Origin of the sequence: Variovorax boronicumulans (genome assembly GCF_009811375.1) — a bacterium.
In the GTDB taxonomy this organism is placed as follows: domain Bacteria; phylum Pseudomonadota; class Gammaproteobacteria; order Burkholderiales; family Burkholderiaceae_C; genus Variovorax; species Variovorax boronicumulans.
In genome coordinates this window covers 2,683,421-2,696,109 of record NZ_BKDH01000001.1, presented here as the reverse complement: position 1 = coordinate 2,696,109, position 12,689 = coordinate 2,683,421, and the positions used below count along the sequence as shown (strand labels likewise).

Here is a 12,689-nt window from a genome sequence, read left to right as displayed (position 1 = left end):
TTCACGCGAAAGGCCGAAAGAGGCAACAGGTGTTCAGTTTTCGAGAAGACTTGCACCGGCCCAGCGGCCTTCGCTCACCAGCGTGCGGGCCGTTTCGGCGACCACCACGCGCGCGGCCAGCGCGGCGGGCGAGAGCTCGTCGTCCGACAGGCTCACGAGCAGGTTGCGGCGCCCCACGTGCGCGTCGGCAATCTGCGTGAGCTCGAGGTCGTCGCGGTCGTGCCGCGCGGTGGCGGCGCCGGGCTGGATGGTGGCGCCGTGGCCGGCGCGCACCGCGTCCATCAGCAGCGCCAGGCCGTCGACCTCGGCCACGATGCGCGGCGCCACGCGTGCCCGCGCAAAGGCGGCCATCAACGTGGCGCGCAGGCCGTGGCTGCCGCTGGGCAGGATCAGCGGCACCTCGGCCAGCTGCGACAGGCGCACCTTTTTGCCCGTGGGGCGCGGCGTGAGTCCGGGCGACGCGATCACGAAGAGCTTTTCGGCCAGCAGCGGCGCCACGCTCCAGCGCCGTGGCGTGTCGGTCTGGAACAGCACGGCCAGGTCGAGCTGGCGCGCGTGCAGCATGGTCGTGAGGTGGCCCGACAGCGCCTCGACCATGTGCAGCCGCACCTCGGGGTAGCGCGCCTGCATGGCCTGCATCAGCGGCACGCCCAGCACGGTGGCGGTGGTGGGCGCGAGGCCCACGCTCACATGGCCCGACAGCCGCGCCTGCTGCGCCGCGCGCACGGCGTCGTCGGCGTGGCGCAAGGTGAGCTGCGCCTGGTGCAGGAAGGCCAGGCCCGCGTCGGTGGGCATGACGCCGGTCGAATGGCGGCGCAGCAGCCGCGTCGAGAGTTCGCTTTCGAGCCGGCTGATCTGCTGGCTCAGCGCCGAGGTGACCACCCCCAGCTCCACCGCCGCGCGGCCCATGCTGCGCAGCTCGCAGACCTTGACGAAGTAGCGCAGTTGTCTCAGTTCCATGCGCGCATCATGGCGCAGGCACGGCGGCGGGCTGGCCGCGCCGCAGCAACAGCCATCCGAACAGTGGGGCGGTGATGTACATCACGACCGAGTAGATGGCCGCTGGCAGCGCGAGCGGAAAGCTCCCCAGCACGCTCACCGCGATGAAGATGGCGAGCGTGGAGTTGTGGATGCCGATCTCGTAGCTGATGGCGGTGGCCAGCGGCTTGTCGAGGCCCGCGGCGCGGCTCAGGTAGTAGCCGGCCAGCAGGCTCACGAGGTTGAACAGCAGCACCGGCACGCCGATCTCGGCGAAGGTGGTGGTGATGTTCTTCCACTCGTTGGCGATGGCCAGCACCGTGACCACCGCGAGCACCACGGCGCTGAAGATCTTGGTCGGCTTTTCCATGCGCGCCGCGAAGCCGGGCTTTCGCGACGCGACCACCATGCCGATGGCCACCGGCACCAGCACGATGGCGATCACCTCGACCAGCTTGCGCGTCTGCAGCGGCACCACCTGGCCGCTCTGCGCGAAATGGCCGATGGCCCAGTTGGCGATGAGCGGCAGCGTGACGATCGACAGCAGCGTGTTCACGGCCGTGAGCGAGATGTTCATCGCCACGTTGCCGCCGAACAGGTGCGAGAACAGGTTGGCCGAGATGCCGCCCGGCGAGGCCGCCAGCAGCATGAGCCCGATGGCGAACACCGGCGACAGGCCGAAGCCCACGATGATCGCGTAGCAGGCCAGCGGCAGGCCGATGACCTGCAGCACGAGCGCGATGGTCACGGCCTTCGGGTGCTTGAACAGGCGCCGGAAATCCTCGAGCGAGAGCGACAGCCCCAGCCCGAACATCACGAGCGCGAGCGCGCCGAACAGGAACCGGGTCACGATGAGCGTGGTGTCCATGCGGTGGTGTCTCCTCTTGGGTTCTTCTGCTTAAAAAAATGGCTGCCGGCACCCGTCGCGCGGGCGCTGGCAGCCGTGGAAACCGGGATCGACGTCTGTCTTATTGTTTGTAGCTGTCGTCGATGCGGTCGAGTTTGCGGATCAGCGAAGGCCAGACGAACATGCCGCCCAGGCCGCCGCTTTGCACTTTCATGGCCTGGCCCACGCCGTCGATGATCCTCGGGTCCACGTGCGTGAGTTCACCGCCGCCGGCCTGCGCGGCGATCTGGATCTGGCAGGTGTTCTCGAAGGTGTACATCGAAAGGAAGGCGTCGGCAATGGTCTTGCCGCAGGTCAGCAGGCCGTGGTTGCGCAGCATGAGGAAGTTGGCGTTGCCCATGTCGGCCTGCAGGCGCGGCTTCTCGTCGTCGCGGAAGGCCACGCCTTCGTAGTCGTGGTACGCCAGCGAGGCCAGCACGAAGGTCGACTGCTGGCTGATGGGCAGCACGCCGTTCTTCTGCGCGCTCACGGCGATGCCGGCCCGGGTGTGGGTGTGCAGCACGCACTGGATGTCCTCGCGCGCGGCATGCACGGCGCTGTGGATCACGAAGCCGGCCGGGTTCACGGGGTAGGGCGAGTCGATGATCTTGTTGCACTGCTGGTCGACCTTGACCAGGCTCGAGGCCGTGATCTCGTCGAACATCAGGCCGTAGGGGTTGATCAGGAAGTGGTGCTCGGGGCCGGGCACGCGCGCGCTGATGTGCGTGAAGACGAGGTCGCTCCAGCCGTACAGCGCCACCAGGCGGTAGCAGGCGGCGAGGTCGACGCGCAGCTGCCATTCTTCGGCGGAGACGAGCTTCTGGATTTCGGAGGCGGAGGTGGCGTTCATGGGGTGTGTCCTTGGTCTTGATCAGGCAGTAGTCGGCTCTTGCAGCACGGTCTTGTAGACGCTCTGCTTGGGCTGCGCCATCAGGCGGCGCAGCATGGGCTCGAACTCGCTGATGGGCAGGGTCTCGGCCTTCGGGTCGAAGGCCGGGTTGTCGTAGAGCGCGCAGAACTCGGCGGTGCGCTCGTAGTGCGGGTGGTCCTTGAAGCTGTCGCGCATGTCGCGGTCCAGCCCGATGTGGTGGAAGAAGTAGTGGCCCTGGAAGATGCCGTGGTTCTGCACCATCCAGTGGTTGGCCTCGCTCACGAAGGGCTTGAGGATGGCGGCGGCGATGTCGGGATGGTTGAAGCTGCCCAGCGTGTCGCCGATGTCGTGCAGCAGCGCGCACACCACGTACTCCTCGTCGCGGCCGTCGCGCAGCGCGCGCGTGGCGGTCTGCAGCGAGTGCGTGTAGCGGTCGACCGGAAAGCCGCCGTAGTCGCCTTCGAGGATCTGCAGGTGCTTGATCACGCGTGCGGGCAGGCCGCCCGCGAACTGCATGAACTCGCCGCCGATCAGTTGCCAGTCTTCGCGCGTGCTGTCCTGCATGCGCTTGAAACTTGCCCGTGCGTTCATCGTGTGGGGTCTCCGTTCTGGGGGGATGGCGACCACTGTAGACCTGCGCTTGACCTTCAACTGTCAAGAATTTGACAATGCGAGGTTCTGGTAAACCCGCCTCCGGGCGCCTTTTTCCCCTCTATGGCCACCTCGACCAAGCCGCGCCTGTCGGCCGCGCACCGCGCCGCGCTCGACGGCAACCCCTGGTTCACCAGCATGCCGCGTGCGCAGCGCGACGCGCTGCTGGGCGCGGCCGAGCTGCTGCATGTGCGGCGCGGCACCATGGTGTTCCGCCAGGGCGACCCGATCCATGCGGCGGGCGGCGGCTTCTACGGGCTGGTGGCGGGCACGATCAAGATCTCGTCGCTGCGCCAGGACGGGCGCGAGGCCATCCTGGCGGTGCTGGAGCCGGGCAACTGGTTCGGCGAGATCACGCTCATCGACGGCTCGCCGCGCACGCACGACGCCACCGCGCTCGAAGCGCTCGACCTGCTGGTGGTGCCGCCCGAGGCCTTCGTGCGGCAGATGCGCGACGTGGTGTTTTCCAACGCCATCGCGGCCATGCTGGCCGCGCGCGTGCGCATGCTCTACGGCCTGGCCGAAGACGCCACCTTGCGCAGCCTGCGCGCGCGCGTGGCGCACCGGCTGCTGGTGCTGGCGCGCGGCGACGCCACGCAGTCGGTGCACCTGCGGCACGAACTCATGCTGTCGCAGGAGGCGCTGGCCATGATGCTCGGCGTGACGCGCCAGACGCTGTCCAAGGAGCTCAACGCGCTGGCCACCGAAGGCGTGGTGTCGCTGGGCTACGGGCGCATCGAACTGCGCTCGCTCGAGGCACTGCAGGGGTTGGTGCGCACGGGCTGAGGGTCTTGTCACAGCGCGGGCAGGGCGCAGGCGTATAAGACTTTCCCGGCCCGTCATTCCGGCGGCCCGGTGTCTTATTTCTTCACTGGAAGGTGGCGAATCATGAGCAACAACAAACCGACGGTCGTCCTGGTCCATGGGTTCTGGGGTGGTGCGGCGCACTGGCACAACGTCATCGTGGAGCTGCTGCGCAAGGGCCACACGGCCATCCGCGCGGTCGAGCTGCCGCTGACCTCGCTGGCCGACGACGCCGAGCGCACGCGCAAGATGGTGGCGCAGGTGCAGGGGCCGGTGCTGCTGGTCGGCCACTCGTACGGCGGCGCGGTGATCACGCAGGCCGGCGACCTGCCCAATGTGGTGGGGCTGGTCTACATCGCCGCCTTCGCACCCGACGCGGGCGAAAGCCCCGGCGGCATCACGCAGGAGCATCCGCCCGTGGCCGTGCCCAACCTGGCGCCTGACAGCGACGGCTACCTGTGGGTGATACCCGAGAAATACCACGAGAGCTTCTGCCAGGACCTGAGCGCCGAAGAGGGCCTGGTGATGGGCCTGACGCAGAAGGCGCCGCTGGCCAGCACCTTCGGCGACACCATCACGGCGCCGGCCTGGAAGAAGAAGCCGTCGTGGTACCAGATCTCGAGCGAGGACCGCATGATCTCGCCCGTCAATCAGGAGCGCATGTCGGCGCGGCTGGGCGCGAAGAAGGTCATCACGCTGGCGGCCAGCCACGCCTCGCTGGCCTCGCAGCCGCAGGCCGTGGCGGCGCTCATCGACGAAGCCGCGAGCGCTGCCTGAGGCCGGCTACGCGCAGCGCTCCGTGCGCTGCGCACTTGTCGGGCGGGCCCGCCAGCCGAGGAACGCCACGGCGCAGGCCGCTGCGATGACGATCGCCACGGCCACGCCCATCACCGAGAAGAAGGCCTGGTCGAAGGCCGTGTGCGCGAGCGCCACGAGCTGCGAGGCGATGGGCGCGGGCAGCGTTTCTGCGGCCAGCAGCGCGGCATCGATGCTGTCGCCGGCCGAGGCCGGCACGGCCAGGCCGTCGGGAATCACCAGCGCGGCGGTGTAGCTCGCCGAGAGCACGCTGCCCAGCAGCGCGATGCCCAGTACGCCGCCGAGTTCGTACGACACCTCTTCGATCGACGCCGCCATGCCGGCGTGCTCGACGGGCGCGTTGTTCATGACCGCGTTGGACGCCGCCGTGATGGTCGCGCCCACGCCCAGCCCCAGCAGCACCAGGATCGCCGGCTTGAGCAGGCCCCCGGCATCGACCGCCAGTGCCAGCGCGCACAGCGCGAGCGCCGTGGTCACGAGGCCGCCCAGGATGACGGGGCGCGAGCCGATGCGTGCCAGCAGCAGGCCCGCGAGCGGCCCCGCCACGAAGGCGGCCAGCGGCAGCGGCAGCAGGGTGAGGCCCGCCTGTAGCGGCGTGAGGCCGACCACGAGCTGCAGCCGCTGGCTGAACACCAGCTCGACACCGATCAGCGCCACCGAGGCCACGATGGCCGCGATCACGCCGCCCGAGAAGTAGGCGTTGCGGAACAGGCGAAAGTCGATCAGCGGCGCGCTGCTGCGCCGCTGGCGTCGCACGAAGAGGGCCATGGCCACCACGGCCAGCGCGCCGGTGATGGCGGCCGTTGTGGCCGAGGGCGCGAACTTCGTGAGCTCCTTGATGGTCAGCACCAGGAAGACCAGCCCCGCCAGCACCTGCACCGAGCCGATGAAGTCCCACGGGCGTGTGCCGGTGTTCTTCTGCGTCGGCAGCAGCCACAGGGCCAGCACCAGCGCGAGCACCACCACGGGCACGTTGATGAGAAACACAGAACCCCACCAGAAGTATTCGAGCAGCACGCCGCCCACGACCGGCCCGAGCGCCGCGCCGCCCGAGGCCACCGAGGCCCACACGCCGATAGCCACGGCGCGCTCGCGCTCGTCGGTGAACACCAGCCGCAGGATCGCCAGCGTGGCCGGCATCATCATCGACGCGCCCACGCCCAAGAGGGCCCGCGCGGCGATGAGGACGGCCGGGTTCGGCGCGTAGGCCGCGCACAGCGAGGCCACGCCGAACACGGAAAGACCCGCGACGAACATGCGCCGGTAGCCCACGCGGTCGCCCAGCGCGCCCATGCCCAGCAGGAAGCCGGACACGACCACGGTGTACGCGTTGAGGATCCAGAGCTTCTCGGTGGCCGACGCGGCCAGGTCGTGCGTGAGCGTGGGCAGCGCCGTGTAGAGCACGGTCATGTCGACCACGATCAGCAGCAGCGCCATCGAGACGATGCCGAGCGTGATCCATTTCTTGGCGGTGGGGTTCAAGCCGTTCATGGCGTGGCCCTCCGGTCGTGCGACTGTGCGGTGGTGCCGTCCAGTTCCTTGAGCATCGTCACAGAGACCGTCTCGCAGTCGCGTGCGTGGAAGAAGTCGTGTGCACGCGCGTTGCCGATGCCGCTTTCGAGAAAGAGGCGCTGGATGCCGTGGCGTTGCAGCTCGGCGCAGACCCAGTCGAACAGCCGACCGCCCAGGCCCAGGCCCTGGAAGCGCGCGTCGACGACGAGGTCGTCGAGCGTCGCGAAGCTGCGCGCGGCGCGACGGGTGTCGTCGATGGACACCAGCGCGAAGCCGGCCAGCGCATCGTCGATTCGCGCGACGGCCACACGTGCGTTTGCGGTGGCCGGGTCGAGCGCGAGCGTTTCGCGCACTTGCGCCATGAAGACGGCGGGCAGGTCGGCGCGCCATTCGCCGAGGGCCACGGCGCGCTGCTCCTGCAGTTCCGAGTGGGAGATGTAGGCAGGGGAAAGTTGCTGCAGGAACAGGCCGGTCAACGCCTGCGCCTGGGAAGGATCGCTGCACCAGCTCAGTTCGAACGCCGGTGTCGTCTTGTTGTTTGCATTCGTCATGGCGCCATATTGCGCCATTAAAATGAATGAATAAAGATGAAATCCATCTGATAAATAGATGAGTAGGTGGCCGAAATGGAATGGACCGTCGACCAATTGCGCCAGTTCGTGACGACCGCCGAGTGCGGCTCGTTCTCGGCCGCGGCGCGCCACCTGGGCAAGGCCCAGTCGGCCGTGAGCACCGCCATCGGGCTGCTCGAGGTCGACCTCGGCGTGGCGCTGTTCGATCGCTCGCGCCGCAACGCGCAGCTGTCGGACGCGGGCCGGGTGCTGCTGCTGGAGGCGCGCGAACTGCTGCGGCAGGCCGAGCAGCTGGACCAGCGCGCCCGCTCGCTGCACGAAGGCGACGAGGCGGCGCTGTCGCTGGCGCTGGACGAAGCCCTGCCGTACACCGCCATCGGCACGCTGATGCGCGAGCTGTCGGTGAAGTTTCCGAGCCTCGAGCTCACGCTGCTCAACGGCACCGCGACCGAGGTGGCCGACTACGTCGAGCAGGAGCGCGCCAGCGTGGCTTTTCACTTCGACCGCGGCCCGGTGCGCGCGAGCTTCGACCAGCGCCACATCGGCAGCGTGCGCCAGGGCGTGTTCGTGGCCAGCGACCATCCGCTGGCCGACGGCCGCACGGTGCGGCGCCAGGACCTGGCGCGGCAACGCCAGCTGCTGATGCACGCGGACGACGTGCACGAGGTGGCCTACAGCCCGCGCGTGTGGCGCTCCGACAGCTTCTACAGCACGGCCGAGATGGTGGCCGACAACCTGGGTTGGGCCGTGCTGCCCATCAACATCGCGCGCTACGAAGGCTTCAGCAAGGCGCTGAAGGAAGTGCCGTGCCCGTCGCTGGCCTTGCCGCGCTTGTCGGTGCGCATGCTGTGGCTGCAGGGGCGGCCGCTCGGCGCGACGGCGCTGTATGTGCAGCAGCGCTTCACCGAACTGCTGCGCGACAGCGCCGTGTGAGGCGCTTCAGCGGAGCACGCGGCCGTCGGCCGAGATGCTGATGAGGTCGATGCTGCGCACGTTGTCGCGCAGGCCGGGGCGCAGGTTGATGCGGAAGCCGCCCACGTCGTAGTCGGTCATCGCCGTCATCGTGCGCTGCAGGGTGGCGGTGTTGAAGCCGCGGCCAGCGCGGCGCACGGCCTCGCCCGCGGCCTTGGCGGCGATGAAGCCCTCGAGCCCTTCGTACGACGCGGTCTGGTCGGAGTTGTCGACCGCCGCGAGGTACTCCTTGACGATCGGAATGGCCGAGGGCCGCGGCGAGGGCACCACCTGCGAGATCACGATGCCGCCGATGTCCTTGCCCAGCTCGGCGTAGAGCGGGTCGATGCCCACGATCGAGAAGGCCATGAAGTTGCCCGTGTAGCCGCTCTTGCGCAGCTTGCGGATGGCGCTGGCCGTGGTGCCCGAGAGCGACACCAGCACGATGGCCTGGGGCGTCTGCTGCTGCACGGTCTTCAATGCGGTGTCGAGCTTGTCGGCGCCGGCAGGCACCAGCGCGCTCGCGACCAGCGGCGGCAGCTTGAGTTCGGTGACGGCCTGCTGCACGGCGGCCAGGCCGGCGCGGCCCATGGCGTCGTCGTCGCCCACCAGCGCGATGCGTTGTTGCCCCACGGTGGCGCACTGGCGCACGATCTTGAGGGCCTCGTCGATCATGCCGGGGCGCACATGGAACACGTTCGGATGCTCGGGGCCGCGCAGCGTGTCGGACGCGGCAAAGGGCGCAAAGAGCAGGCTGCCCTGCTGCGTGGCCACCTTGGCGCCGGCCTCGCTGCTGGCGGTGCCGACAAAGCCGAACAGCATGTCGGCCTTGTTCGCGCCCAGCAGGGTGCGGGCGTTGGTGGTGGCGCGGGCGGCGTCGTAGCCGTCGTCCAGTTGCAGCAGCTTCAGCTGCAGGCCGGTGGCGGCGTTGCGCGTGTTGAAGTCGCTCACGGCGAGCCGGCTGCCGGCCGCGAAGGCGTTGCCGATCTCGTTGGCGCTGCCGGTGAGCGGCACCGACTGGCCGAGCAGGACGACGCGGGCCCCGGCGGCGGCCGGGCGTGGCGTCTGTGCCAGCAAGGGACGGGTGATGCCGAGGCCGCTTCCCAGAAGCAGCGTTATGGAGGCTTTTCCCAGCCATGTCCTGCGAGACGCGTTCATTGGCTACCTTTTGCTAACAATAGTAAAAAAGTGTAGCAATTTCGAGGCCAGGGCGGAAGGCGCGGGTGCTCCAGAATTGCCCTGATGAAAACAACTGTGTCCTGGGTTCTGGGAGGGATGTGCGCGGCGCTCGCCGGGTGCGTCGTGCCGCCCCCATCGAAGGTGGTGGAAAAGGCGCTGCCCGCGCCGGAGGTCTTCGTGCCCGTGGCTGCACCGCAGCCGCCGCAACCGAGGATCGAGCCGCCGCCCATGCCGCCGCCATCGACGATCGAGCCGCCACCGCTGCCACTGGCGGGGCCGCCGATGGCATTGCCGTCGGGGCCGACCCTCATGGCGGCGCCACGCGCCGATCCGCGCGTTGCGGCGGACGCTGTCGTGACGGAGCCGGTGATCCGTCAGCGCCGCTATCCCAGCTATCCGTCCGCGCTGGTGGAAGAGGGCGTCGAGGGCCTGGTGGTCACGGCCTTCTTCGTCGGCGTGGACGGCAAGCCCGAAGACATCCGCGTCGAACGCTCGCCGCACCCGCTGCTGTCGCAGGCGGCGACCGATTCGCTCAAGGGATGGCGCTTCGACCCGGCGCGCACCGCGGACGGGCGTGCGGTGCGCGCCCGCATGCGGTTGCCGTTCCGCTTCAAGCTCGTCGAGTGAGCGGGGGAAGGTGACGCGCGCTCAGGCGCGTTTTTCGAACACCAGGTCCCACACGCCGTGGCCCAGCTTGAGGCCGCGGTTCTCGAACTTGGTGAGCGGGCGGTATGCCGGCTTGGGCGCGTAGCCGGTGTCCGGCGCGGTGTTGCGCAGCAGGGGCTCGGCGCCCAGCACTTCGAGCATCTGCTCGGCGTAGGGCTGCCAGTCGGTGGCGCAGTGGATGTAGCCGCCGGGGCGCAGGTGCTGCGCCAGCTTGGTCACGAGCTCGGGCTGGATCAGGCGGCGCTTGTTGTGGCGCTTCTTGTGCCACGGATCGGGAAAGAACACATGCACGCCGGCCAGCGTGCCGGGCTGCAGCATGTGGTCGATCACGTCGACCGCGTCGTGCGCGCAGATGCGGATGTTCGAGATCGACTGCTCGCCGATGCGCTTGAGCAGCGCGCCCACGCCGGGCTCGTGCACTTCGCAGCACAGGAAATTGGTCTCGGGCAGCACCGTGGCGATGTGGGCCGTGGCCTCACCCATGCCGAAGCCGATCTCCAGCACCGTCGGGCCCACGCGGCCGCCGAAGGCCGCCGTGAGGTCGAGCCGCTCGGGCGTGTAGGGAACGAGGAACAGCGGGCCCAGTTCGGCGAAGGCGCGGGCCTGGCCGTCGGTGGTGCGGCCGGCGCGCTTCACGAAGCTCTTGAGGCGGCGGTGCAGCGGATGCGGCTTGCCGTCGGTGGCGTCGTCTTCGGGGGATGCGGGCAGGTCGTCGCCGGGCGGGAGGTCGTTGGACACGGTGTCGGGAATGTTCATGAGGGCCGCGAATTGTAGAGATCGCGCCATTCGGGCACCCAGCCGGCCAGGGCGGCGGTGCAGTGGCCGGCGGCCGTGGGGCGCAGGCCGAGCGCGCGCGCGGCGGTGTCGAGCGCGGCCAGCGCGGCCTGCGGCGTGGCGGTGTCGATGGCCGTGGCACCGTTCTGCTTGGAGAGCTTGTCGCCGTCGGCGCCGCGCACCAGCGGCGTGTGCAGGTAGCTCGGCGTGGGCAGGCCGAGCGCCTGCTGCAGCAGGATCTGGCGCGCCGTGTTGTCGGCCAGGTCCTCGCCGCGCACCACGTCGGTCACGCCCTGTTCGGCGTCGTCGACCACGACGGCCAGCTGGTAGGCCCAGGGGCCGTCGGCGCGGCGCAGCACGAAGTCGCCGACCTCGCGCTGCACGTCCTGCCGCTGCGGGCCGAGGCGGCGGTCGTGCCAGTGCAGGTCGCCGGCCGGCATGCGGTGCGCGGCAAAGCGCCAGGCGCGTGCGGGCTTGCCGTGCAGGCCGTCGCGGCAGGTGCCGGGGTAGACGCGCTCGCCGTGGCGTTCGTGCGCATGGCCGAGCCGGGCCAGGGCCAGGTCGATGTCCTTGCGCGAGCAGCCGCAGGGGTAGGTGAGGCCGCGCGCCTGCAGCGCGGCCAGCGCCGCTTCATAGTGCGCGGTGCGCTGCGTCTGCCACTCGGGCGGTTCGTCGGGGAGCAGCGCGCAGTCGGCGAGCTGGCGCAGGATGTGTTCGCCCATGCCGGGCAGGCAGCGCTCGGTGTCGGCGTCCTCGATGCGGACCAGCCAGCGCGCACTGTCGCCGCGCGCGCGCACGTCGAGCCAGCTCGCGAGCGCGGCCACCAGCGAGCCGGCGTGCAGCGGGCCGGTGGGCGAGGGGGCGAAGCGGCCGGTGGCCCGCATCCTTTCTTGGAGGACTTAGAGAACGGCCAGGGCCAGCGAAAGGCCCGAAACGAAACCGTCTTCCACGCGGTGGCCGATGCACCAGTCACCGGCGATGCCGATGCGCGCCTTGGCGTCCCACAGGTGGGTCTGGCCCACGGGCACCTGCGTCTGCGCCTCGGGCCAGCAGCGCGCCTTGGCGTGGCTGGGCGTGGCGTGGATGCCGGTGATCTCCGAGAAGGCGCGCAGCAGCTTGGCCTCGATGCGCGCGGGCGTGTCGCGCAGGTGTTCTTGCGACCAGGTGGCGCTGGCCTGCAGGGTCCAGCGCTCGACGCGCTCGCGGCCGGGCTTGGACGATTCGCGCGCCAGCCACGCCACGCGGTGGTGGGTGCTGCGCGCCACGTTCCATTGCGGGCCGAGGTGCGACATGTTGGCCTGGTTGGCCTGGGGGAAGGCGATCATCAGCGTCCAGCAGGGCGCGATGCGCACGCGGTCGATCTTGCGGCTCAGCGTGGCCGAGCGTTCGCCGTCGGCGAGCAGTTCGCGGGTGCGTGCGGGCGGCACGGCCAGCAGCACGGCGTCGAAGCCGGAGTACACATGCTGCGAATCGTCGGCACCGGCGGTGCGCAGCTGCCAGCGGGTGGCGTCGAGCGCGTCGGGCTCGATGCGGGTGACTTGCGTGCCGGTGACGAGGTGCTCGCCCAGCGGCGCGGCCCAGTGGGCCACGAGCGCGTCCATGCCGGGCTGGGCGACCCAGTGCGGCTCCAGCGAGGGCAGCGCCGCCTCGGCCACGCGGCCGTGGGCGTCGAGCACGCGCACGAGGTTGGCGCTCCAGGGGCGGCACAGCGCGGGCGTGGTGGCCAGCACCTGCGCAAAGCGCGGATCGCGCACGGTGAAGTATTGCGCGCCGCTGTCGAAGCGGCCGAAGGCGGTGTCGATGCTCGCCATCCGCCCGCCCGGCGTGGCCTCGCGTTCGAACACCGTGACGCGGTGCCCGGCCTGCATCAGCGTGCGGGCGCAGGCCACGCCGGCAATGCCGGCGCCGATCACGGCGAAATGGCGGGCGGCGGCGGGAGTTCGGTGGCGGTCGGCGGTGGCGCGGGCTTTGGCTTTGGGCATGGCGGACTCTTTTCTTTTGACAGGGTGATGACTGAGGAGGCCGTGCA

Annotated in this window: 14 protein-coding genes; 4 read left to right on the top strand and 10 right to left on the bottom strand. The window is 69.8% G+C overall.

Annotation, left to right across the window (positions count from 1 at the left end):
* Positions 1–33: 33 nt before the first annotated feature.
* The 4 genes from VHAB30_RS12390 to VHAB30_RS12375 form a co-directional block, all read right to left on the bottom strand.
* Complete coding sequence (locus tag VHAB30_RS12390; protein WP_159277204.1) at positions 34–960, bottom strand: LysR family transcriptional regulator; 927 nt, start codon at positions 958–960, stop codon at positions 34–36.
* 7 nt (positions 961–967) lie between these two features.
* Positions 968–1,846, bottom strand: a complete 879-nt coding sequence (locus VHAB30_RS12385; protein WP_070060368.1) for a bile acid:sodium symporter family protein — start codon at positions 1,844–1,846, stop codon at positions 968–970.
* A gap of 100 nt (positions 1,847–1,946) precedes the next feature.
* Positions 1,947–2,714 (bottom strand): class II aldolase/adducin family protein, encoded by a 768-nt coding sequence (locus VHAB30_RS12380; RefSeq protein WP_056582112.1) that lies wholly within the window; start codon positions 2,712–2,714, stop codon positions 1,947–1,949.
* Between the two features lie 21 nt (positions 2,715–2,735).
* Positions 2,736–3,326 (bottom strand): HD domain-containing protein, encoded by a 591-nt coding sequence (locus VHAB30_RS12375; RefSeq protein WP_139706971.1) that lies wholly within the window; start codon positions 3,324–3,326, stop codon positions 2,736–2,738.
* Positions 3,327–3,449: 123 nt separating this feature from the next.
* On the opposite strand from VHAB30_RS12375, the gene VHAB30_RS12370 reads away from it, so the two are divergent.
* Complete coding sequence (locus VHAB30_RS12370; protein WP_095745012.1) at positions 3,450–4,172, top strand: Crp/Fnr family transcriptional regulator; 723 nt, start codon at positions 3,450–3,452, stop codon at positions 4,170–4,172.
* Between the two features lie 102 nt (positions 4,173–4,274).
* Positions 4,275–4,967, top strand: a complete 693-nt coding sequence (locus VHAB30_RS12365) for an alpha/beta hydrolase (protein WP_062478359.1) — start codon at positions 4,275–4,277, stop codon at positions 4,965–4,967.
* Positions 4,968–4,973: 6 nt separating this feature from the next.
* Here the strand turns inward: VHAB30_RS12365 and VHAB30_RS12360 are convergent, their stop codons facing one another.
* Together VHAB30_RS12360 and VHAB30_RS12355 are read right to left on the bottom strand one after the other, a co-directional pair.
* Positions 4,974–6,497, bottom strand: a complete 1,524-nt coding sequence (locus tag VHAB30_RS12360) for an MFS transporter (protein WP_159277203.1) — start codon at positions 6,495–6,497, stop codon at positions 4,974–4,976.
* Positions 6,494–7,069, bottom strand: a complete 576-nt coding sequence (locus VHAB30_RS12355) for a GNAT family N-acetyltransferase (protein WP_159277202.1) — start codon at positions 7,067–7,069, stop codon at positions 6,494–6,496. The genes VHAB30_RS12360 and VHAB30_RS12355 overlap by 4 nt, the downstream gene beginning before the upstream one ends.
* Positions 7,070–7,144: 75 nt before the next feature.
* Here VHAB30_RS12355 and VHAB30_RS12350 point away from each other — a divergent pair, with 75 nt between their 5' ends.
* Positions 7,145–8,023, top strand: coding sequence for a LysR family transcriptional regulator (locus VHAB30_RS12350; RefSeq protein ID WP_070060373.1), 879 nt, complete (start codon positions 7,145–7,147; stop codon positions 8,021–8,023).
* A 6-nt stretch (positions 8,024–8,029) separates the two neighbouring features.
* On the opposite strand, the gene VHAB30_RS12345 is transcribed toward VHAB30_RS12350, so the two are convergent.
* Positions 8,030–9,199: an ABC transporter substrate-binding protein gene (locus VHAB30_RS12345; protein WP_159277201.1), complete on the bottom strand. Its 1,170-nt coding sequence runs from the start codon at positions 9,197–9,199 to the stop codon at positions 8,030–8,032.
* Positions 9,200–9,343: 144 nt separating this feature from the next.
* Between VHAB30_RS12345 and VHAB30_RS31275 the strand changes: the two genes are divergently transcribed.
* Entirely contained in the window at positions 9,344–9,847 is a 504-nt protein-coding gene (locus VHAB30_RS31275) for an energy transducer TonB (protein WP_159277200.1), read from the top strand.
* A gap of 21 nt (positions 9,848–9,868) precedes the next feature.
* On the opposite strand, the gene trmB is transcribed toward VHAB30_RS31275, so the two are convergent.
* From trmB to VHAB30_RS12325, 3 genes are read right to left on the bottom strand one after another with little or no spacing between them, the layout of a single operon-like run.
* Positions 9,869–10,642 carry a tRNA (guanosine(46)-N7)-methyltransferase TrmB gene (gene trmB, locus VHAB30_RS12335; RefSeq protein ID WP_159277199.1) on the bottom strand — a complete coding sequence of 258 codons (774 nt, stop codon included), beginning with the start codon at positions 10,640–10,642 and terminating at the stop codon, positions 9,869–9,871.
* On the bottom strand, positions 10,639–11,544 hold the full coding sequence (gene gluQRS, locus VHAB30_RS12330; RefSeq protein WP_159277198.1) for a tRNA glutamyl-Q(34) synthetase GluQRS: 906 nt from the start codon (positions 11,542–11,544) through the stop codon (positions 10,639–10,641). The genes trmB and gluQRS overlap by 4 nt, the downstream gene beginning before the upstream one ends.
* A 15-nt stretch (positions 11,545–11,559) precedes the next feature.
* A complete protein-coding gene (locus VHAB30_RS12325) occupies positions 11,560–12,642 on the bottom strand; it encodes an NAD(P)/FAD-dependent oxidoreductase (protein ID WP_159277197.1) in 1,083 nt (360 codons plus the stop codon).
* Positions 12,643–12,689: the final 47 nt, after the last annotated feature.